At 58.5% G+C, this 21,090-nt stretch carries 20 protein-coding genes; 15 read left to right on the top strand and 5 right to left on the bottom strand.

Features of this window, described 5'->3' with window-relative positions; genetic code table 11:
• The 4 genes from BVL55_RS02140 (at position 1) to BVL55_RS02125 (ending at position 3,720) form a co-directional block, all read left to right on the top strand.
• Positions 1–726, top strand: a complete 726-nt coding sequence (locus tag BVL55_RS02140; RefSeq protein ID WP_075995525.1) for a ribonuclease T2 family protein — start codon at positions 1–3, stop codon at positions 724–726.
• A gap of 31 nt (positions 727–757) precedes the next feature.
• Entirely contained in the window at positions 758–1,771 is a 1,014-nt protein-coding gene (locus BVL55_RS02135) for a ligase-associated DNA damage response exonuclease (protein ID WP_075995524.1), read from the top strand.
• Complete coding sequence (locus tag BVL55_RS02130; protein ID WP_075995523.1) at positions 1,768–3,384, top strand: cisplatin damage response ATP-dependent DNA ligase; 1,617 nt, start codon at positions 1,768–1,770, stop codon at positions 3,382–3,384. The genes BVL55_RS02135 and BVL55_RS02130 overlap by 4 nt, the downstream gene beginning before the upstream one ends.
• A 69-nt stretch (positions 3,385–3,453) precedes the next feature.
• A complete protein-coding gene (locus tag BVL55_RS02125; protein WP_075995522.1) occupies positions 3,454–3,720 on the top strand; it encodes a DUF6460 domain-containing protein in 267 nt (88 codons plus the stop codon).
• A 3-nt stretch (positions 3,721–3,723) separates the two neighbouring features.
• On the opposite strand, the gene BVL55_RS02120 is transcribed toward BVL55_RS02125, so the two are convergent.
• Positions 3,724–4,626: a histone deacetylase family protein gene (locus tag BVL55_RS02120; protein WP_075995521.1), complete on the bottom strand. Its 903-nt coding sequence runs from the start codon at positions 4,624–4,626 to the stop codon at positions 3,724–3,726.
• A gap of 145 nt (positions 4,627–4,771) precedes the next feature.
• On the opposite strand from BVL55_RS02120, the gene BVL55_RS02115 reads away from it, so the two are divergent.
• From BVL55_RS02115 to BVL55_RS02085, 7 genes are all read left to right on the top strand, one after another.
• Positions 4,772–6,121, top strand: a complete 1,350-nt coding sequence (locus BVL55_RS02115; RefSeq protein WP_075995520.1) for an MATE family efflux transporter — start codon at positions 4,772–4,774, stop codon at positions 6,119–6,121.
• A gap of 248 nt (positions 6,122–6,369) precedes the next feature.
• Positions 6,370–8,166 carry an acyl-CoA dehydrogenase C-terminal domain-containing protein gene (locus tag BVL55_RS02110; protein WP_075997826.1) on the top strand — a complete coding sequence of 599 codons (1,797 nt, stop codon included), beginning with the start codon at positions 6,370–6,372 and terminating at the stop codon, positions 8,164–8,166.
• A 32-nt stretch (positions 8,167–8,198) separates the two neighbouring features.
• Positions 8,199–9,365 carry an acyl-CoA dehydrogenase family protein gene (locus BVL55_RS02105; protein ID WP_075995519.1) on the top strand — a complete coding sequence of 389 codons (1,167 nt, stop codon included), beginning with the start codon at positions 8,199–8,201 and terminating at the stop codon, positions 9,363–9,365.
• Between the two features lie 12 nt (positions 9,366–9,377).
• Positions 9,378–9,671 carry a DUF1330 domain-containing protein gene (locus BVL55_RS02100; protein ID WP_075995518.1) on the top strand — a complete coding sequence of 98 codons (294 nt, stop codon included), beginning with the start codon at positions 9,378–9,380 and terminating at the stop codon, positions 9,669–9,671.
• Positions 9,671–10,309, top strand: coding sequence for a glutathione S-transferase family protein (locus BVL55_RS02095; protein WP_075997825.1), 639 nt, complete (start codon positions 9,671–9,673; stop codon positions 10,307–10,309). The genes BVL55_RS02100 and BVL55_RS02095 overlap by 1 nt, the downstream gene beginning before the upstream one ends.
• Positions 10,310–10,328: 19 nt before the next feature.
• The gene (locus tag BVL55_RS02090; RefSeq protein WP_075995517.1) at positions 10,329–11,537 is read left to right on the top strand and encodes an acetyl-CoA C-acetyltransferase; all 1,209 of its coding nucleotides are present in this window, start codon (positions 10,329–10,331) and stop codon (positions 11,535–11,537) included.
• A gap of 23 nt (positions 11,538–11,560) precedes the next feature.
• On the top strand, positions 11,561–13,783 hold the full coding sequence (locus BVL55_RS02085) for a 3-hydroxyacyl-CoA dehydrogenase NAD-binding domain-containing protein (RefSeq protein WP_075995516.1): 2,223 nt from the start codon (positions 11,561–11,563) through the stop codon (positions 13,781–13,783).
• 72 nt (positions 13,784–13,855) lie between these two features.
• On the opposite strand, the gene BVL55_RS02080 is transcribed toward BVL55_RS02085, so the two are convergent.
• Positions 13,856–14,812 carry a LysR family transcriptional regulator gene (locus BVL55_RS02080; protein ID WP_075995515.1) on the bottom strand — a complete coding sequence of 319 codons (957 nt, stop codon included), beginning with the start codon at positions 14,810–14,812 and terminating at the stop codon, positions 13,856–13,858.
• Between the two features lie 177 nt (positions 14,813–14,989).
• On the opposite strand from BVL55_RS02080, the gene BVL55_RS02075 reads away from it, so the two are divergent.
• Complete coding sequence (locus BVL55_RS02075; RefSeq protein ID WP_075995514.1) at positions 14,990–15,364, top strand: hypothetical protein; 375 nt, start codon at positions 14,990–14,992, stop codon at positions 15,362–15,364.
• Between the two features lie 178 nt (positions 15,365–15,542).
• Here the strand turns inward: BVL55_RS02075 and BVL55_RS02070 are convergent, their stop codons facing one another.
• Positions 15,543–16,304 (bottom strand): SDR family NAD(P)-dependent oxidoreductase, encoded by a 762-nt coding sequence (locus BVL55_RS02070; protein ID WP_075995513.1) that lies wholly within the window; start codon positions 16,302–16,304, stop codon positions 15,543–15,545.
• Between the two features lie 34 nt (positions 16,305–16,338).
• Positions 16,339–16,992: a class I SAM-dependent DNA methyltransferase gene (locus BVL55_RS02065; protein WP_075995512.1), complete on the bottom strand. Its 654-nt coding sequence runs from the start codon at positions 16,990–16,992 to the stop codon at positions 16,339–16,341.
• 89 nt (positions 16,993–17,081) lie between these two features.
• Here BVL55_RS02065 and BVL55_RS02060 point away from each other — a divergent pair, with 89 nt between their 5' ends.
• The 3 genes from BVL55_RS02060 to BVL55_RS02050 all read left to right on the top strand — a co-directional run bounded on the left by BVL55_RS02060 (position 17,082) and on the right by BVL55_RS02050 (position 19,308).
• Complete coding sequence (locus BVL55_RS02060) at positions 17,082–17,720, top strand: hypothetical protein (RefSeq protein ID WP_075995511.1); 639 nt, start codon at positions 17,082–17,084, stop codon at positions 17,718–17,720.
• A 191-nt stretch (positions 17,721–17,911) separates the two neighbouring features.
• On the top strand, positions 17,912–18,574 hold the full coding sequence (locus BVL55_RS02055) for a S24 family peptidase (protein WP_075995510.1): 663 nt from the start codon (positions 17,912–17,914) through the stop codon (positions 18,572–18,574).
• Between the two features lie 14 nt (positions 18,575–18,588).
• Positions 18,589–19,308, top strand: a complete 720-nt coding sequence (locus tag BVL55_RS02050; RefSeq protein WP_075995509.1) for a thermonuclease family protein — start codon at positions 18,589–18,591, stop codon at positions 19,306–19,308.
• A 10-nt stretch (positions 19,309–19,318) separates the two neighbouring features.
• Here BVL55_RS02050 and BVL55_RS02045 read toward each other — a convergent pair whose 3' ends face one another.
• Positions 19,319–20,941, bottom strand: a complete 1,623-nt coding sequence (locus tag BVL55_RS02045) for a lysine--tRNA ligase (RefSeq protein WP_075995508.1) — start codon at positions 20,939–20,941, stop codon at positions 19,319–19,321.
• Between the last annotated feature and the right edge of the window lie 149 nt (positions 20,942–21,090).

The following is a 21,090-nucleotide window of genomic DNA, read 5'->3' as shown; positions in this document are numbered from 1 at the left end:
ATGTTCTGCAGGCTTGTTATCCTGACGCTTGCCGTATGGCTTTCCGCCTGCAGTGACAACCGCTCGCAGGGGCCGGAATACGTGCTGGCTTTCTCCTGGCACCCCGCTTTCTGCGAAACCGCGCCGCGAAAACCGGAGTGCCGCAACACCGCAGACAAGAGCCGTGGCCGCTTCTCGCTGCACGGCCTGTGGCCACAGCCCGGAAACAGGCTTTATTGCGGGGTGAACGGCGCCGAGATGGACAAGGACAAGCGCGGCAACTGGCGGGCGCTTGATGTGCCGCGCATCGCAGAACCGGTCTGGCAGAAGCTGCGGGATGTCATGCCGGGTACCCGCTCTTCCCTGCACAAGCATGAATGGGTCAAGCACGGCACCTGTTACCGCAACAGCGATATCGATGCCTATTATGCCGACTCCATAAAGCTCATGGAGTGGATCAGCGCCTCCAGCCTCACCTACCTGTTCGATGCCAATCTTGGCCGGCAGGTGACGGGCAAGGACATCCGCGATGCCTTTGAACACGATTTCGGCCGCGGCTCCGGCGACAGGCTGCGCATATCCTGCAAACGGGATCCTGATTCAGGCCGCCAGTTGATCGTCGAACTCACCCTCGGCCTTGCCGGCAATATAGCGGAAGCTTCCTCGCTTGCGCCGCTTGTGGAGGCGTCGCCGAAGACCGACCCCGGCTGCCCTGCAGGCATCGTCGATCCGCCGGGATTTCAGTAGGCTTCTTGCGCTAGGCTGTTACATTAGAAAGATGCGACCTGAAGCCCTGCTGCATCCCACTCCCGCTGGGCTTTATTGCCCGCCCGGCGATTTTTACATCGATCCGGTCAAGCCCGTCGAACGGGCGCTGATTACCCACGGCCATGGCGATCATGCCCGTGCCGGCCATGGCCATGTGCTGGCAACCGGCCGCACGCTGGACATCATGGCGATCCGCTATGGCGAAGGGTTCGCCGAGGCGGCACAGACCGCCCGTTTTGGCGAGACCATTACGATCAACGGCGTTGCGGTCAGCTTCTTTCCTGCCGGCCATGTTCTCGGCTCTGCCCAGATCGCGGTGGAAGGCGGCGGCATGCGGATTGTCGTTTCCGGCGATTACAAACGTCTGAAAGACCCGACTGCCGAACATTTCGAACTGGTGCCCTGCGATGTGTTCATCACCGAGGCAACCTTCGGCCTGCCGGTGTTTCGCCATCCCGATCCGGCCAGCGAAATCCGCCGTGTTCTCGACTCCCTTGGCACCAACAAGAACCGTACCCATCTGATCGGCTGCTATGCGCTCGGCAAGGCTCAGCGCCTGATCCGGCTGCTGCGCGACAACGGCCATGACAGGCCCATATACATCCATGGTGCCCTGAAAAGCCTATGCGAATATTATCAGGCACAGGGCATTGACCTGGGTAAATTGCCGGCAGCAACACTCGAAGAAGGAGCCGGTGGCCGTTTTGAGGGCGAGATCGTGCTGGGCCCGCCATCGGCCTTCAACTCGCCCTGGGTGCGGCGGTTTTCCGATCCCGTCATCGCCTTTGCCTCTGGCTGGATGCAGGTTCGCCAGCGGGCCAAACAGCGCGGGGTGGAATTGCCGCTGGTCATCTCCGACCATTGCGACTGGCCGGAGCTTACTCAAACGATCCGTGAAACCGGTGCCGAGGACATATGGGTAACCCATGGCCGGGAGGAAGGGCTGGTGCGCTGGTGCCAGTTGAACCAGATCAGGGCAAAGCCGCTCAATCTGGTCGGCTATGAGGATGAGGTGGAGGAATGAAGGCCTTTTCCCGCCTTTTGGAAACCCTGGTGCTGACGCCTTCGCGCAATCGGAAGATTGCTGCCATAGCCGAATACCTTGATGGGGCTCCCGATCCTGATCGCGGCTATGCGATTGGCGCAATCACCCGCGACCTGAAATTGAAATCCGTGCAGCCGGCGCTGCTGCGCGATCTGATGGCAGAACGCATCGACGGTGAGCTTTTCCGTCTTTCCCATGACTATGTGGGGGATCTGGCGGAAACCATCGCCCTCCTGTGGCGCGACGACGATGTTGGCGGTTATGGCAACGATCTTCCTCTTTCAAAGGTGATTGGGGAACTCTCGGCGGTTTCGAAATTAGATGCGCCGCGCGTGCTTTCCAGCCTGCTGGACCGGTTGGATGCTTCGGCCCGCTATGCGCTTATCAAGCTTGCGACCGGCGGGCTGCGGATCGGCGTTTCGGCCCGGCTTGCAAAACAGGCCCTGGCGGAATTCGGAAAGGTGGATGTGAGCGAGATCGAGGAATTGTGGCACGGGCTTTCGCCGCCCTATCCCGATTTGTTTGCCTGGCTGGAAGGGAGGGCCGAAAAACCCGTTTCGAAGGCCCTTGCCCCCTTCCGACCGGTGATGCTTTCCAACCCGCTGCAGGAACGCGAATATGACAAGATCACACCACAAGACTACCTTGCCGAATGGAAATGGGACGGTATTCGCGTTCAGGTAACCAACGACAAGGGCGTCAAACGTCTTTATTCACGCACCGGCGATGATATCTCCGGTGCTTTCCCGGACCTGATTGAAGCCTTGCAGGTGGAGGGTACGTTTGACGGTGAATTACTGGTGCGCTCGCCCCTCGACAGCACGCTGGCCATCCGAACCTTTTCCGACCTGCAGCAAAGGCTCAACCGCAAAACCGTGTCCAGCGCATTGCTGAAAAGCCATCCTGCCTTCGTCCGGCTTTATGACCTGCTGTTTCACGAGGGCACCGACTGGCGCGGCAAGCCATTGCAAGCGCGGCGCGAACGCCTGCTTGAAACAGCCTCGGACATGGCGCCAGAGCGTTTCGACATTTCCGAAGCGCTTTCGTTTGAAGACTTTGACGATCTGAGGGAGATGCGGGAAAACCCGCCTCACCCGGTGATCGAGGGATTGATGCTGAAGCGCCGTGACTGGGTGTATGAACCAGGCCGTCCCCGCGGCCCCTGGTATAAATGGAAACGCGACCCCATGATGGTCGATGCGGTGCTGATGTATGCCCAGCGCGGACATGGCAAGCGCTCGGGCTATTATTCGGATTTCACATTCGGTTGCTGGCGCGAAGGCGAAGACGGCCTGGAACTGGTGCCCGTGGGGAAAGCCTATTTCGGGTTCACCGACGCTGAACTGAAGCAACTCGACAAGTATGTTCGCAACAATACGGTAGAGCGCTTCGGTCCTGTGCGTTCGGTAAGGGCCACACAGGAGGCCGGTCTGGTTCTCGAAATCGCCTTTGAAGGCGTCAACCGTTCCAGCCGGCACAAATCGGGCGTTGCCATGCGATTTCCGCGCATTTCCCGCATTCGCTGGGACAAGCCTTCTGGTGAGGCGGACAGCGTTTCCAGCCTTGTTTCATTGATTGGCGATGGAGGCTGAAGGGGCTTTCGCCTTGATTTGGGCGGTGTAAGGGCCTACCTGCGTTTGCAGTGCAGGAAAGGGAGCCCCATGGACGACAAACTCACGCAGTTCCTTGGTGATACGCCGGGCCGCACCGCCGTAAAGCTCATCGTTATCTCGCTGGTGGTTGGCATCATCATGAGCGCCATCGGCTATACGCCCCTTGATGTGTGGCATGCCTTTACCGGATTTGTCGAACGCATTTATGAACTGGGCTTCCGCGCTTTCGGGCGTTTTGGCGAGTACCTGCTGTATGGTGCAATGATTGTCGTGCCGGTGTTCCTGCTTGCGCGCCTGCTGAAATTCAAGGGCTGACGCTCACGCAAATTCTGCTGCAACGTGGTGGATGATGGTATGGCGGCGTGCTGCCTGGGCAGCGTCGCTCGAATAACCGCCGCCCTGCACACAGACCACCGGAACCTTGTGCGCCCTGAAGAAGGCAATCACTGTGCGGTCGCGCTGTGCAAGTCCTTCATCACTCAGCGCCAGCCGGCCCAGCCGGTCGTTCTCATGGGGGTCGACCCCGGCGTTGTAATACACCAGGTCCGGCTTGCCGAAGGAAAGGGCTTTCGGGAGCGTATCTTCAACGATCTCAAGATAGGCCTCATCGCCGATATCGTCGGGCAGGCCGACATCGAGATCGGAAGCAACCTTGCGTACCGGGTAGTTCTTTTCGCTGTGGATCGAAACGGTCGCCACGCGATCTTCACCATGAAAGATATCCGCTGTTCCGTCGCCCTGATGCACGTCACAATCAAGGACGAGAATGCGCTTTGCGTCACCAGCCGCCAGCAGGTTGGCAGCTGCGATCCCCACATCATTGAAGACGCAGAAGCCGGCTCCTTGCGCACGCCTGGCATGGTGGGAACCGCCGGCGGTAGAGGTGGCGATGCCCCGTTCAAGCGCGATCCGCCCCGCTAGCAGGCTGGCGCCGGATGAAAGCCGCGCCCGCATGGCAACGGCAGGGCTAATGTCAAATCCGATTTCGCGGGCGATCCTGCCGTCAACAGAGGCTGTGAACACCTGGCGCACATATTCTGCGTCATGGGCGCGGGCTGCCTGATCGAATTCTATCGGTTCAGGCACGATGAACTCGCCAGGCCCCACAAGCCCGTCTTCCGTCAGGAACCTGGCGATCAATCCGTATTTTCCCATGGGAAAGCGGTGGCCCGGCGAAAGGTCCGCCTGAAAGTCGGGATGGTGGAGAATGGCAAGTGGCATTATGCCCCTACATAGCGCCGGATCGCCCGCCCGCAAGATGTCTTTTCAACCAGTTGCCTGGGCCGGCTGGCAGGTGGGGTCAGCAGGGTAAAACATGTGGCAGTTTTCAGTGGTGCCGTTTGAGGATTGCTGATAGCGCAAACCAATGGACATAGCGCATGCCAGCACGCGGCAACCTGCAAGCCGCCCCTTTGCCGTAACCCATCGGATGGTCATCGGCCTCGCCCTGCCGATGACGCTTGCCTATATGACCACCCCGATATTGGGGCTGGTCGATACCGCCGTGGTCGGCAGGCTTGGCAGCGCGGCACTGATCGGCGGGCTTGCCGTCGGTGCCATCATCATCGATGTGGCCTTTACCACGCTGAATTTTCTGCGTTCCGGCACGACGGGCCTGACAGCACAGGCTGTAGGCCGCGAGGACGAGAAGGAAAAACAGGCGATATTGTTTCGTGCGCTGGTGATCGCCCTTGCCGGCGGACTGGCAATGATTGCGCTGATCCCGGGCATTTTGTGGGCAGGTCTCTGGTTCATGGCGCCGGGAGAGGCCGTTGCCGATGCCACCAGCCGGTATTTTACCATTCGCATGCTCGGTGCGCCTTTCGCACTTGCAAACTATGCGCTGCTTGGATGGTTGATCGGGCTTGGAAGGGCGGGGCTTGGCCTGTTGCTTCAGATCGTCCTCAACGGCACCAATATTGTTCTGTCGATCGTGCTGGGTCTGTCATTGGAATACGGCCTTGAAGGAGTCGCCTGGGCAACCGTGGTTGCTGAGGCCCTCGCCTTCGCGGTGGGCAGTGTCATCTGCTGGCGGCTGCTCGACCACACGATCCGTCCCTCGCTTCAGCGGATTTTCGACAAGGCGGCCCTTATCCGGATCGCCAATTTGAACGCTGACATCATGGTGCGTTCCTTCCTGTTGCTGCTGGCCTTTGCCTTCTTCACGGCCCAGGGCGCGAAGTTCGGCGAAACCGTGCTCGCCGCCAATGCCGTACTGATGAATTTCTTCATGGTCGCAGGGTTTTTCCTTGATGGCATGGCCACCGCCGCCGAGCAAATCGTCGGAAGGGCGGTCGGCGCCCATCACCGGGACGGTTTCTGGCGCGGCATCCGGCTCACCCTGTTTTGGAACACGGTGCTGGCTTTGGCCTTGTTCGGAGTTTTCTGGCTGTTCGGCGAAGCGTTGATCAACCTGATCACGACGCTTGAACCCGTTCGCGAGGAAGCCTATCGCTGGATGATTTTCGCTGCCTTGACGGCGCTTACGGGTGTCATCGCCTTCCAGATGGACGGCATCTATATCGGCGCTACCTGGTCGCGCGAGATGAGCGTGATGATGATCCTTTCGTTTCTGGCCTATCTGGCGGTCTGGTGGCTGTTGCGCGATCTGGGCAATCCGGGGCTCTGGATTGCGCTGCATTCCTTCCTGATCTTCCGCGGTATTACGCTGTCGGCGCGCCTGCCGGTCAAGGCGAACCAGACGTTCGGCGATTAAGGTCCGATAAATTTGCACCGTTCCTGCCCTGATTTCAGGCCTTGCTGGTGTTTGAACAGGCCGCTAACCTTGATCCGGCTTCCTCACAAAACTTTGACGTTTACGGAAGCGTAAGAATTTGCTACATGGGCATGGCAGTTTGCCGGTCGCGGTTCCGGTTGAAAGCGATTGCCCGCCGGCCAATCCCGGGCTGGCAGCCCTTTCAGGCCGCGTCCGGATTGCAACAACAGGAAACAAGCGAGGTCGTAATGCCAGTCTACAGTGCTCCGGTGCAGGATACCCTGTTTGTGATCAACGAGGTGCTGAACCTTGAAAAATATCACAACCTACCGGGTTTTGAGGAAGCAACCCCGGACATGATCGAAGCCATTTTGGGCGAAGCGGCAAAGCTGTGTGAGGAAGTTCTCCACCCGGTCAATCAATCGGGCGACCAGGAAGGCTGTGTGCGCCATGAGGACGGCTCGGTGACCACGCCAAAGGGCTTTAAGGAAGCCTATCAGGCTTACAAGGAAGGCGGCTGGATGGGGCTTTCCGCCGATACCGAATATGGTGGCCAGGGGCTACCCTACACGCTGCATTCGGCAGTTGGCGAATATCTCATCTCCTCCAACATGGCGTTTTCCATGTATCCCGGCCTGACCCAGGGCGCGATTGCCGCCATTCAGGTGCATGGTTCGGATGAACAAAAGCAGACTTATCTGCCGAAAATGATCGAGGGGATATGGACCGGCACCATGAACCTGACGGAGCCTCATTGCGGCACCGATCTGGGCATGTTGCGCACCAAGGCGGTCCCTGCAGGCGATGGAAGCTATAAAATCTCCGGTCAGAAGATCTTTATCTCCGCCGGTGAACACGACCTGTCCGACAACATCATCCACCTCGTGCTGGCGCGCATTGAAGGCGCACCGGAAGGAACAAAGGGTATCTCGCTGTTCATCGTGCCGAAATTCGTGCTCGACGGCGATGGCAATCCCGGTGAACGCAACGGGGTGACCTGCGGTTCCATTGAAGAAAAGATGGGCATCCATGCCAATTCGACCTGCGTTCTCAACTATGATGACGCGGTTGGCCATCTGATCGGTGAGGAAAACCGCGGCCTCAACGCCATGTTCGTGATGATGAACGAGGCGCGGCTGGGCGTCGGGCTGCAGGGGCTGGCGATTTCGGAAGCTGCCTATCAGAACGCCGTCACCTACGCCAATGAGCGCATTCAGGGACGGGCGCTGACCGGTCCGAAGTTTCCCGACAAGAAGGCCGATCCGATCATCGTGCACCCCGATGTGCGGCGCATGTTGCTGGACATCAAGGCAATCAATGAGGCCGGACGGGCCTTCATGCTGTGGACGGCGCTGAAGGGAGACATTTCCCACCGCTCCGCCTCGGAGGAGGAGCGCCAGGCAGCCGACGACCTGATGGGGCTTCTTACCCCCATCGTCAAAGGTGTGCTGACCGACAAGGGCTTCGACAATGCCGTCAAGGCACAACAGGTCTATGGCGGGCACGGCTATATCGAGGAATGGGGCATGAGCCAGTTCGTGCGCGATGCCCGCATCGCCATGATCTATGAAGGCGCAAACGGCATTCAGGCGCTCGATCTGGTAGGCCGCAAGCTGCCCAAGGACGGTGGCCGCGCCATGCAGGCCTTCCTTGCCGAGGTCAACGGATTTACCAAGCAGCACATGGAAAACGAGGCCATGCAGGCCTTTACCAAACCGCTGCGCCAGGGCACGAAGGCACTGGAAACAGCCACCATGTGGCTGATGCAAAACGGCATGAAGAACCCCGACAATGCCGGCGCAGCCTCGACCGACTACATGCATCTGATGGGACTGGTGGCGCTTGGCTACATGTGGGGGCTGATCGCCGAAAAGGCGCAGGAAGCACTGGCTGCCGGCGCTGGAGACCGGGCAGAGTTCTACGAAAACAAGCTGGTGACTGCACGGTATTATTTCGAACGCATCATGCCGGAAGCACAGGCCCATCTGGCACGCATCGAATCAGGTGCCGAATCGATGATGGCCCTGAAAGCGGAAGCGTTTTAGGCTTGAATTGCCTGTAAGGCGGAGGATCGAAAATGCGTCCGATCGAAGTGCTCGATGTGGCCAGGCCATCATGGGAAACGGAAGATGTCGCAATGCTGCGCGATATGGCGGTCCGGTTTTGCGAAAACGAGATCATGCCGCGCTACGATGAGTTCGAGAAGGCGGAGATCGTAAGCCGGGACATCTGGGAAGCAGCGGGCGCAAACGGCCTGCTATGCGCTGCCATGCCGGAGGAATATGGCGGTTCGGGCGGCAGCTATGCCCATGAGGCCGCCATTATCGAGGCGCTCGGCCACACCGGTGCAGACGGCTTTGGTGCGGCGCTTCACTCGGCCATTGTCGCACCCTATATCCTGCATTACGGATCGGAAGAGCAGAAAAAAAGTTGGCTGCCGAAGCTCGCCACCGGCGAATTGATCGGTGCCATTGCCATGACCGAACCGGCCGCAGGTTCCGATCTTCAGGGCGTCAAGACTTCCGCCGTTCGTGACGGCAATCAGTACAAGATCAACGGCTCGAAAACCTTCATCACCAATGGTCAGCATGCCAATCTGATTATTGTCGTTACCAAAACCGATCCGTCAAAAGGCGCGAAGGGTACCTCGCTCATTGTTATCGAGACGGATGGCCTTGATGGCTTCGAGCGTGGACGCAATCTGGACAAGGTGGGCCTGAAGGCAAACGATACTTCCGAACTGTTCTTCAACGACATGAAAGTGCCGACTTCCAACTTGCTCGGCACCGATGAGGGCATGGGTTTCGTACAGCTCATGGAGCAATTGCCGCAGGAACGGCTGATCATTGCCAATCAGGCGATTGCGGCCATCGAACGGGCGCTTTCGATCACCATTGACTATGTCAAGGAGCGCAAGGCTTTTGGCAAGGCGGTCATCGAGTTTCAAAACACCCAGTTCAAGCTTGCGGAGCTGAAGTCCGAAGCAACGATGCTGCGGGTTTTTGTCGACCACTGCGTGGCCCGCCATCTGGACGGGAAGCTCGATCCGGCGACTGCCTCAATGGTCAAATATCTCTCGACCGACCTTCAATGCAAAGTGATGGATGAGTGCGTGCAGTTGCATGGCGGCTATGGTTACATGAACGAATACCCCATTGCGCGCATGTTCCGCGATGCCCGCGTGCAGCGCATTTATGGCGGCACGAACGAGATCATGAAACTGCTGATCGCAAGGACGCTTTGAGGAGAACGGCAAATGCCAAAGGCATACTGGATTGCCCATGTGGATGTACGCGACCCCGAACAATACAAACTGTATGTGGATGGGGCAGCACCGGCTTTTGTTGAATACGGTGCGAAGTTTCTTGCCCGGGGCGGCGAAAACCTTTCCGTTGACGGCGATGATCTGGGCGCGCGCCACGTGGTGATCGAGTTCAAGGACCTTGAAACCGCAAAGGCATGTTTTGATTCTGAAACCTACCAGAAGGCCCGCGAGCACCGCCTGCCGGTATCGACCGGCCATATTGTGCTGGTCGAGGGCGTTGAATGATGGCCGACTACACCCTCCACTGTTTCGTTGAATCGGGGAATGCCTACAAGGCTGCGCTGATGCTGCAGCTGACCGGGTGCGACTGGCAGGCCGAATGGGTGGATTTTTTCAATGGCGGCCACCGGACGCCCGAATACCGGGCGCTCAACGAAATGGGCGAGGTTCCGGTGCTCGTGGATCATGGCGAGGATGACCTCGTGTTAAGCCAGTCGGGGGTTATCCTGTATCACCTGGCGAAAAAAACCGGGAAGTTCAAACCGGAAACAGCTCAGGAGGAGCGCGAAGTCCTGCGCTGGATTTTGTTCGACAATCACAAGCTGACGGGCAATCTGAGCATCTGGCGGTTCCTTTCCCGTTTTATGAATAAGGGTGGTGACCCCGAAGCCGAATTTCTGAAAGGCCGCACGATTGCAGCACTGAAAGTTGCCGAACGGCATCTGGCAAGCCATGACTGGCTTGCATCCGACCGCCCGACCATCGCCGATATCTCAGCCTGCGGATATCTGTTCTGGCCGGATCACGTCGATCTCGACTGGTCACAATTTCCATCCATCAACGCATGGCTGAAGCGCATTCAGTCGCTTGAAAACTGGGCCGCGCCGGAGGACATCGTTCCATCCGGACCGCGGTCAGCATGAAGTAACAACGGAGAAGACAATGGCCGACGCCTATATTTACGATCACGTCCGCACCCCGCGCGGCCGCGGCAAGAAAGACGGCTCCCTGCACGAGGTTCCGGCGGTGCGCCTGGCAGCCAAGACGCTTGAGGCTATCCGCGACCGCAACGAAATCGACACCGCTGCCGTGGACGATGTCATCATGGGTTGCGTCGACCCGGTCGGTGAAGCCGGTTCCGACATTGCGCGGGCAGCCGTGTTCGAGGCCGGATACGACAATTCGGTTCCCGGCATGCAGATCAACCGCTTCTGCGCTTCAGGCCTTGATGCGGTAAACTTCGGCGCCTCGAAAATCCAGGCCGGCATGGACGATATCGTCATTGCAGGCGGCGTTGAGAGCATGAGCCGTGTGGGCATGGGCATGTCCGGCGGTGCCTGGCCGATGGACCCGTCGGTTGCCGTGCCGTCCTATTTCATGCCGCAGGGCATTTCCGCCGACCTGATTGCCACGAAATACGGGTTTTCGCGCGATGATGTGGATGCCTATGCGGTGGAGAGCCAGAAACGCTCTGCCCAGTCCTGGGAGGAAGGCCGTTTCAACAAATCGGTCGTTCCGGTGAAGGACCAGAACGGGATTACCATTCTCGATCGTGACGAGCACATGCGGCCGGGCACCGACATGCAGTCGCTTGCCTCGCTCGATCCTTCTTTCGTGATGATGGGCGAAATGGGCGGCTTTGATGCCGTTGCCATTGCCGCCCATCCCGATGTGGAAGCCGTCAACCACGTCCACCATGCGGGCAATTCGTCGGGCATCGTCGATGGCGCCGGTGTCGTGCTGCTCGGCTCCAAGAGAGGCGGCAAGAAGATGGGCCTTACCCCGCGTGCCAAAATCCGGGCTTTCACCAACATCGGTTCCGATCCGGCGCTGATGCTGACCGGACCGATCGACGTTACTGAAAAACTGCTCAAGCAGGCGAAAATGAAGCTTTCCGACATCGACCTGTTCGAGCTTAACGAGGCGTTTGCTTCCGTCGTGTTGCGCTTCATGCAGCATTTCGAGGTCCCACACGACAAGATGAATGTCTGCGGTGGTGCGATCGCCATGGGCCACCCGCTGGGTGCGACCGGTGCGATGATTTTCGGCACGGTGCTCGACGAGTTGGAACGCCGCAATGAGCAGACCGCGCTGGTCACACTGTGCATCGGCGCCGGCATGGGCACCGCCACCATCATCGAACGGGTTTGAGACTTTCAGGATTGAGCAAGATCATGACATACAAGCATTTCACCATTGAAACCGACAGCGACGGCATTGCGCTGATTACCTGGGACTCGCCGGAAAAATCGATGAACGTCATCGACCAGTCGGTGATCGACGAATGGGATAAGATCATCGATCAGGTGGCTGGCGAGGAGGCCATCAAGGGCGCCGTGTTCACCTCCGGCAAGAAGGCATTTGGTGCCGGTGCCGATCTTTCCATGCTCGGCGAGATGATGGGCGAATACGAAAAGCTCAAGGCAAAGGACCCCGAGGGCGCCGCCAAGGTGCTGTTCGAACAGGCTTCCCGTCTCGGGCTGATCCTGCGCAAGCAGGAAACCTGCGGCAAGCCCTTTGTTGCTGCCATCAACGGTCAGGCGCTGGGCGGCGTGTTCGAGATGATTCTTGCCTGTCACGGCCGGGTGCTGGCCAATGACCCAAGCGCCAAGCTTGGCCTGCCGGAAGTAAAGGTCGGCCTGTTTCCGGGCGGTGGCGGCACACAGCGCCTGCCGCGCCTGATCCATACCCAGGAGGCACTGCAGTATCTGTTGCAGGGCAGGAACTTTTCGCCCGACAAGGCGAAGAAGCTTGGCGCTGTGGATGAACTGGTCGAGCCGGGCAGTGAAGTTGAAGCTGCCAAACAGATGATCCGAGACGGCCTCAAGGGCGTTCAGCCCTGGGACGAGAAAGGCTTCAAACTGCCGGGCGGAGCGGTCTATTCGCCTGCCGGCTTCAATCTTTTCCCGCCGGCAAATGCCATTTACCGCCGCGAAACCCAGGACAATTACCCTGGCGCACGGGCCATTATGAAATGCGTTTACGAAGGGCTGCTGGTTCCCATGGACACAGCGCTCAGAATTGAATCGCGCTACTTTGCCCATGTGCTGCAGACGACGGAAGCCAAGCACATGGTGCGCTCCATCTTCCTGTCCCTGCAAGCGCTGAACAAGGGCGCGCGCCGGCCGGAAGGCGTTGCGAAGTCCGAAATCAAAAAGGTCGGCATTCTTGGTGGTGGCGGCTTCATGGGCGCCGGCATCGGTTATGTGACCGCCAAGGCCGGCATCGATGTAGTGCTGCTGGACCGCGACATGGACGCGGCCGAAAAGGGCAAGGCACATTCTGCCGGCATCGAGGACAAGGCCATCGGCAAGGGCCGTTCAACAGCGGAGAAGAAAGAAGCACTGCTGTCGCGCATTCAGCCCACTATCGACTATGGCGATCTTTCCGACTGCGATCTCGTCATCGAGGCGGTGTTCGAGGATTCGGAAGTCAAGAAAGCGGTTACCGAGCAGGCCGAGGCGCATATGCGCAAGGATGCGATCTTCGCTTCCAATACCTCGACCATTCCGATCACCGCGCTGGCGAAGAATTCCAGGCGGCCAAAACAGTTTATCGGCATTCACTTCTTCTCGCCGGTCGACCGCATGATGCTGACGGAAATCATCATGGCCAGGAAAACCGGCGATGAAGCACTCGCCATGGCGCTCGACTATGTGATGGCGATCAAGAAGACCCCCATCGTCGTCAACGATACGCGCGGCTTTTATATCAACCGCATGGTGCTGCGCTATATGAGCGAAGCCTACAACATGCTGATCGAGGGCGTGCCGCCGGCGATGATCGAGAACGTTGCCAAACAGGCCGGCATGCCTGTTGGCCCGCTGGCGCTCAATGACGAAACGGCCATCGACCTGTCGCACAAGATCCTGCATCAGACGATCCGCGATATTGGCGAGAAGGCTGTCGATCCGCGCCATGTGGAACTGGTCAACACCATGGTGGAAAAGCACGGCCGTCTCGGCCGCAAGAACGGCAAGGGGTTTTACGATTATCCCGACAAACCGGCCAAGAAACATCTGTGGCCCGATCTCAAGACGCTGTATCCTCAACAGGATGCGGACACGATCGACGTTCAGGAACTCAAGAACCGCTATCATGCCGTGATTGCGCTGGAAGCAGCACGCTGCGTGGAAGAGGGTGTAGTGACGGATGTGCGCGAGGCCGATGTGGGTTCAATCCTGGGCTTCGGCTTTGCGCCGTTCACCGGCGGCGCCATCTCCTATATAGACGGCATGGGCAGCGCGGCCTTCGTTGCCATGTGCAAGAAACTGCAGAAAAAATACGGCGCACAGTTCAAGCCGAACAAGCTGCTGGTGGAAATGGCGAAGACCGACGAGAAGTTCTACGACCGCTTCAACCCGGAAACCGGCGAGCCGCAAAAACAGGCTGCCTGACGGGTCTGGCGGCTTTTTCGATCACAATGCCGGCCGGGCAACCGGCCGGTTTTTTTGTTTCCGACACCAGGATTATTTGGCTGGCAGGGGCGGTTCACCCTCATTCAGCGGGGCCATGATTTCAGCGACCTGTTCGCGCAACCAGCGATGGGCCGGCGCATGGGTCGAGCGCTTGTGCCAGAAAAGGCAGATGGTGGGCAGTTGGATCGGCATTGGTGGTTCGAAGACTTCCAGCCCCAATGCAGGCGCGAGGCGATGAGCCAATTGCCGCGGCATGAGCGCAATGTACTGGCTTTCGGCCACTGCGCGGCCAACCCCGTAAAAACTTGGCATGGACATGACCACGCGCCGCTTCCGCCCCACCTTGGCAGGTGCCGCATCTCCCATACCCGACAGATTGCCCTGGGGAGAAAAGAGAACGTGGCCCATGTCGCATAGCAGATCCATCGGCAGTGTGTCGCCCGGCTCAACCTCCGCGCCACGGATCCGGGCATGACTGCGGGCGGCGATCACGGCAAAGCTTGAATTGAACAGGGGCTGCCAATCCACCCATTCGGGATGATCAGCCTTCGGGATCATCGCCATGTCCACTTCGTAACTCTGTAGCGTGCCGACATAGTTGTCAGGGACCAGATCGACCATCTGGACCCGAATGCCGGGCGCTTCCACCGCCAGCCTTTCGGCCAGCTGGGGCATCAGCATCTCGGTGAAAAAATCCGAGCCCGACAGTTTTAACGCATCGGTTGCCACGGCTGGTTCGAATGCTTGCGGGCCAGCCAACAAGCCTTCAAGATGATCCAGCACCTCCCGCAGAGGAACCTCAAGGCTCCGCGCGTAGTCGGTCGGCTGTAACCGCTGTCCCTGGCGAACGAAGAGCGGGTCATTGAGCCGGGTGCGCAACCGCCTGAGAGCTGCGGAAACAGCCGGCTGGGAAAGCCCGATGCGGTGAGCAGCCAAGGTAGTGGAATTGTCACGCAGAAGCGCATCCAGCACCAGCAGAAGGTTGAGGTCGAAACCGCGTAAATTCATGAATCAAATAGTTATCATATAAAGAAGTAATTTTTTATATGAATTATTCTGCGGTAATCTGGTCAAGGATTTTCCAAGTGACCGAACCGGACAACCAACAAAGCAGGTTGGCGCGCTGTGCCTGGGCAATCCATTCTGGGGGCAAAAAACAAACTGTACCGCACGGGAGGATTTATAATGCAGGGTACCGCTTTTTGGTTTTTCATCACCGCTGTGGTGTTTGTCATCATCGGCATGGCCTGGGGGATTTTCATGGCGATTACCGGTGATCACCTGCACGCCCCCGCCCACGCCCATCTGAACCTGATCGGCTGGGTTACGATGGCATTGTTCGGCGTTTACTATCATCTCGTTCCGGCGGCAGGAGAAAGCCGGCTGGCAACAATTCACTACGCAGTAGCCACTCTGGGCGTGCTGTTGATCGTTCCCGGCATCGTCATGGTAAATGAAGGGGCCGGCGAGGGACTTGCCAAAGCCGGATCCGTGCTGACGATCCTTTCGATGCTTGTTTTCTTATGGATAGTGATCTCAACGCGTGGCAAGACAGCCTGATACGAGTTCATTTTTCCAGAGAGTTTCCTGAAAGAAAACAGCGGTGGGAAAGGCCGACCGGTTTCTTCGCCGTCGAGTTCGTACACGCCCTTTCCCATGCATGAACAATCAGGCGGGTGTAATGAGGGACTTTGACCGGCTTTCCGTCGCGCTCGTTCCTTTCGCCGTGAAAAAGTAGTTACTTCCTGAGCGCAGGCAGGCCGATTCCCGTGCCTTCAAACCCGCCATCGACCGAAAGCAGCTGGCCGGTGATGTAACTTGCCTCTTGCGAACACAAGAAGAAGATTGCATTGGCAATTTCCTCTTCCGATCCGTACCGGTTAAGCGGGATGGCATCGTGATAGGCATTAATGATGTCCTGGGTGTGTACCGCCATGGCCAGCTTGGTGCGCACAGGCCCCGGAGCAATGACATTACAGCGGATGTTGTGTTCGCCCAGTTCAGCTGCCTGTTGAAGAGTAAGCTGGATGACACCAGCTTTCGAGGTGCCATAGGCCACGCGCAGCGTCGATGCGCGCAAGCCCGAGATCGACGCGATGTTGACGATGGCGGCGCCACCGGTTTCCGTGTGACGCTTCAACAGCGGCATGGCTGCCTGGGACATGAGAAAGACACCGTCGAGATTGGTCTCCATCACCCGCCGCCAGCGCTCGAACGATGTCTCCTCAATCGGACCGAAATCGGCAACGCCTGCATTGTTGACCAGCGCGTTGAGCCCGCCAAATGCCTTCTCCACGCCCTTGTAGAAACCAGGCACCTGATCCGGCTTTGAAACATCGCCTTCAATCAGCAGTGCGCCGGGCAGCTCTGCCTGCGCTTCCTGCAATTGAGGGCCGTCAATGTCGACGACAGCGACGTTCCAGCCTTCCTTCATGAACCGCTTGGCGGCGGCAAGGCCAATACCCCGCGCTGCGCCCGTCACCAGTACTGTTCGTTTCATTCAATTCCCTGCTTCAAACCATGCATCCATGAACCTATCCCTGTTTTTGCCAAACGATGTACCAGCCTTCGGGATCAGTGGATGTTGTATAATAGGTGCCAGCTTCGCAACTGATAAGCCTGAGCATGCCGGCATCGGCAAGCCGGCGCGTTTCCCGCTCGAAGCCAGCTTTCTGCCAGACGTCCTTGTGCACGGTGCAGGCAAAAACACCCTGGGGGCGAAGGATGCGAAAAAGTTCCGGCAGGCATCCTGCCCCCACATGGGCATGGGTGAAGGTGCCGGTGCAGATGAGGGCGGCGTAGGCATTGTCCGGCAGGTCTAGCGTTTCGTTCAGATCGGCTTCGAGGAGCTTGCGATAGACATCGCGTGATTTGGCGACAGCCAGCATTTCAGGTGAATAATCCAGCGCATCCAGGGTGGTGAACCCGCGCACTGCAAGTTCAACCCCGGCCAGTCCGGTACCACTGCCCACATCCAGAACCGGCTCCGTCTTGTCGGCAATGTGCTGCGACAGAAGTTCAGCCGTCGCTTTCGGAGTGCGGTAGCCCAGCCCTTCCAGCATGGTCTTGTCATAGCTTTGCGCCCAATCGCGGTAGAGCGCCCTGGCGTCCTCATCGTTTCCCAGCGAGTAGGCACGTTGCAGCAGCGCCTGGGGCGTCAGGTCTTCCGGTTGCGATTGCTTGCTCATTCCTCTCACACCTCCCGGAAAAAACGGATCGCATGAAAGTGAGCAGCACACAATTGATGTGGCGCAAAATCAGGCGTAGATTCCCCGCTATGAAGACTGGTGTCTGGCTGGCCGGCATGATGTTGACGGTCGGACTGCTCGCGATGAGTGGGAGTACGCAGGCAGACGATGGTCGTATTGGCGTTGGCAACGAAAGAGCTCCACCCGCAGTAAAACACTGGCGGGCAGGACGGTACCTGTTTTCCGACGAGCAGGGCGGCTTTTCCATCGTGGGGGTGCGCGGCAAGGGCACATTTTCCGATCCCGCCATCATTACCCAGCGGGTACACAGCGTCGGGCCAAGCCTGCTGACGGTACACACAACAGCGGGAGTTTCCGGGCTTTTGCGCCATGAGTCGTTCTGGCTGACGCTTTATCTGCAACTGGAAACGCACAATCAGAGCGAAGCGGGCTGGGTTGGATACCGGCTGGAACTGCAGGAAATACCGGGCGAGGCCAGCATTTACGGGGATGGCCTTTCCTTCAATCAGATAACCCGGGACGAGAGCTCCATTCTTTCCGACCGGTTTCACCGATATTCAATCGAACACGAGCCGGGTGACAGGCTGGTTTTTACCGAAGGCACGCTGGACAATCACGAGCAGGCAGTCTTCAGCCTCTTTCTGCTCGACCTTTCTCCCAAGGAAACATTCTACATCGAGCAGCAGCCGCAACTGCCGGCATGGTGACGGGTTTCGGCACCTGCCCTTCGGGATTGGCCTCTGTTGATGCAACACCTTGAAATCCTTCAGCCATTTCAGCACTCGCGGCGCCAACTGGACGAAATGCTCTGGACTCTCATTTCTGCGATTGCTAGAAAGGAATAATTTCCTTTTCGCCAAAGCCGTGACCCGGCGCGGCGTTGGATCGAGGATACCGGATGCTTTCCCACGACCGGATTTGGGCGGCGATTGATGCATTGGCCAAAAGTCATTCGCTTTCGGCTTCCGGCCTGGCGCGCAAGGCTGGGCTTGATCCCACCTCCTTTAACAAATCAAAGCGGGTTACCGGCCAGGGCCGCCCCCGCTGGCCCTCCACGGAAAGCATCTCGAAGGCGCTTCGAGCGACCGGCACATCGCTTTCCGACTTCATGGCGCTGATCGAGAACCGTGCGCCGGATGCCACCGAGATCATGTCGAAATACGGTCTGCCGCAATTGCGCAACGTGCCACTGCTCGGGTTTGCCGAAGCCGGCACTGGCGGGTTTTTCGACGATGGCGGGTTCCCGGTCGGTCAGGGCTGGGATGAAGTCCAGTTCCCCAGTTCGGACCATGACAATGTCTATGCGCTGGAGGTTTCCGGCAGTTCCATGGAGCCGCTGTACCGCGATGGCGATGTCATTATCGTGCAGCCGGGGGCCAGCATCCGCAAGCGGGACCGCGTCGTGGTCAAGACAAAGGAAGGCGAAGTCATGGCCAAGGAGCTGGCACGAAAAACCGCCACCCAGGTTGAACTGGTTTCGCTCAACCCGGAGCATGAGAACCGGGTAATCCCCATGAAGGACGTGGAATGGATCGCCCGCATCGTATGGGCCAGCCAGTAAGGCGAGCCGGTTTGATGGCACTGGTTTTGCTGGCTGCAATCCCGGCTGGCTGCGACAGTGAACAAAACCAGGAACACGATACCGGCCATGCTCCGGTGATCGGGCCGGCGGAAGAAGCCCGCAACGCGGCAAAAGAAGCGTTACCCCCTTCTCAAACTGCAATTTCAGACAAAGCAAAACGGAAAAGCGCCCTGGAGGCTCTTGGGCAGGCAATGCGGGAACCCAAACGCGAAATACGGGTGATCGGGAAAGGCAATCTGCCGGTACCGCCAATACCGGAGGACGGCCTGGTGCGGATATCACCAGCCGAACGGGCTGCTGAAAAGAATGCCCGCCAAAAGGCCAGGCTTCCCAAAAAGCCGGACCTGTTCCCCCGGCCGATCGTCGTGCGAGCCGGTGAGCTGCGCTCGGGGGAAACGCTGATCCGTCTTGCCGGCATCAATCCTGTACCAAGAGAGAGGCGATGCCAAACACCGGACGGGGAATGGCCGTGCGGGAACTTTGCCAGGGCAGCGCTACAGCGCTTCATCCGGACAAGAACAATCGCCTGTACCAACATGACCGGGGATGGCGAACGCTTTTCCGGCGAATGCAGGATCGGGAATACCGACCTGTCCCGGTGGCTGGTAACCCAGGGCTGGGCGACCGCTTCGGACAGCGCTCTCAAAGACATGGAAGAGGCAGCACGGGAGGCAGGAAAGGGGATCTGGAAAAACCGCAAACCCTCGTTCTGACGAGCGTGGTTCAACCCGCCTGCAGCTTTCCGTCCAGTGCCGAAGCAATCAGCCTGCGCGACGCATCGATGCCGTAAAGTGCCACAAACGAGCCGAAGCGCGGCCCCTGATCCTGACCCAAAAGCACCTGATAGAGCGTCTTGAACCATTCCCGCAGATTTTCGTAACCATGCTCCTTGCCGACCGAGAAGATCTCGGTTTGAATGGTTTCCGCATCCGCCGCCTCATCAAGGGCGGCCAGGCGCCGGTCCAGATCCTCAAGGGCAGCGCGTTCCTGCGTGCTGGGTGCACGGAAGGATTTTGCAGGCTTCACGAAATCCTCGAAATAGCGGATGGCATAGCCAACAAGCTCATCCAGTTTGGGATGGTTATCGGGCGATAGTTCCCCATCATAGTTGGAAATGAACCCCCAAAGGGTTTCCTTGTCGTGGGCATTGGAGGCACTGACGAGATTGAGCAGCATGGAGAAACTGAGCGGTATTCCCGAGGCCGGCGGATTGCCGGAATGGATGTGCCAGACCGGGTTTTGCAACCGCTGGCCAGGATCGCTCCGGCCAAGTGCATCCAGTTGCTGAAAATACTCATCAACGGCCCGGGGAATAACGTCAAAGTGAAGCCGCTTTGCCGTGCGTGGTTTCAAGAACATGTAATAGGCAAGGCTCTCGGTTGGCGCATAAGCCAGCCACTCGTCGATGGTAAGCCCGTTGCCCTTGGACTTGGAAATTTTCTGACCCTGATCATCAAGGAACAATTCATAGACGAAATGTTCCGGCGGTCTGCCGCCCAGAACCGAACAGATGCGGTCATAAACTGCCATGTTGGGCCCGTGATCCTTGCCGAACATCTCGAAATCTACCCCGAGGGCGGCCCAGCGCGCGCCGAAGTCGGGCTTCCATTGAAGCTTGCAGTGGCCGCCGGTGACCGGAATGGTGGTTTCGGTACCATCCTCATCCTCAAAGGTGATGGTACCCTCGCGCGCATCGACGTTCAGCATGGGGACGTAGAGGACCCGGCCCGACTTCGGTGAGATCGGCAGAAACGGCGAATAGGTCTCCCGGCGTTCCTCGCCAAGCGTCGGCAGCATCACCTTCATGATGTCGTCATAGCGTTCAGCAGCCAGCATCAGGACATCGTCGAATTTGCCGGACTTGTAATAGTCCGTGGCGCTGGCAAATTCGTAATCGAAACCGAAGGTATCCAGGAACCGCCGCAGCATGGCGTTGTTATGGTGGCCGAAGCTTTCGTGATCGCCGCCAAACGGATTGGGCACTGCGGTTAGCGGCTGGTGCAGGTAGGGTTCGAGTGCGGCCCTGTCCGGCACGCTGTCGGGGATTTTGCGCATCCCGTCCATGTCATCGGAAAAACAAAGCAGCCGGGTGACGACCTTGTCGGCTGTCAGCAGGCGGAAGGCGGTTCGAACCATGGTGGTGCGTGCGACTTCACCGAAGGTGCCAATATGAGGAAGACCAGAAGGGCCGTATCCGGTCTCGAAAAGCACGGTTTGCGGAAAGCCGGATTTTTCATAACGCTTTATGAGTTTGCGAGCCTCTTCAAACGGCCAGGCCTTGGACTTGCTGGCTGCGTCCACCAGTTCATCGGTTATGTCCAGGGCGGGCAGGGTTGCACCGGTCATGGCAGAAATCCTGGCTGTTTGAGATCGAAGAATGTCCGTCAGGCCACGCGTTTGTCATATGCGCGCCCGACCGAATGCGGTTTACTGCAAGCAGCGGGCAATTCCAAGCCTTGGCCGCGGGCCATCTGCCGACCGTGACCGTTTGTACC

It is taken from the genome of Salaquimonas pukyongi, assembly GCF_001953055.1.
Taxonomy (GTDB): domain Bacteria; phylum Pseudomonadota; class Alphaproteobacteria; order Rhizobiales; family Rhizobiaceae; genus Salaquimonas; species Salaquimonas pukyongi.
The sequence above is the reverse complement of the archived record's forward strand: the minus strand, read 5'-3'. Positions and strand labels throughout refer to the sequence as shown.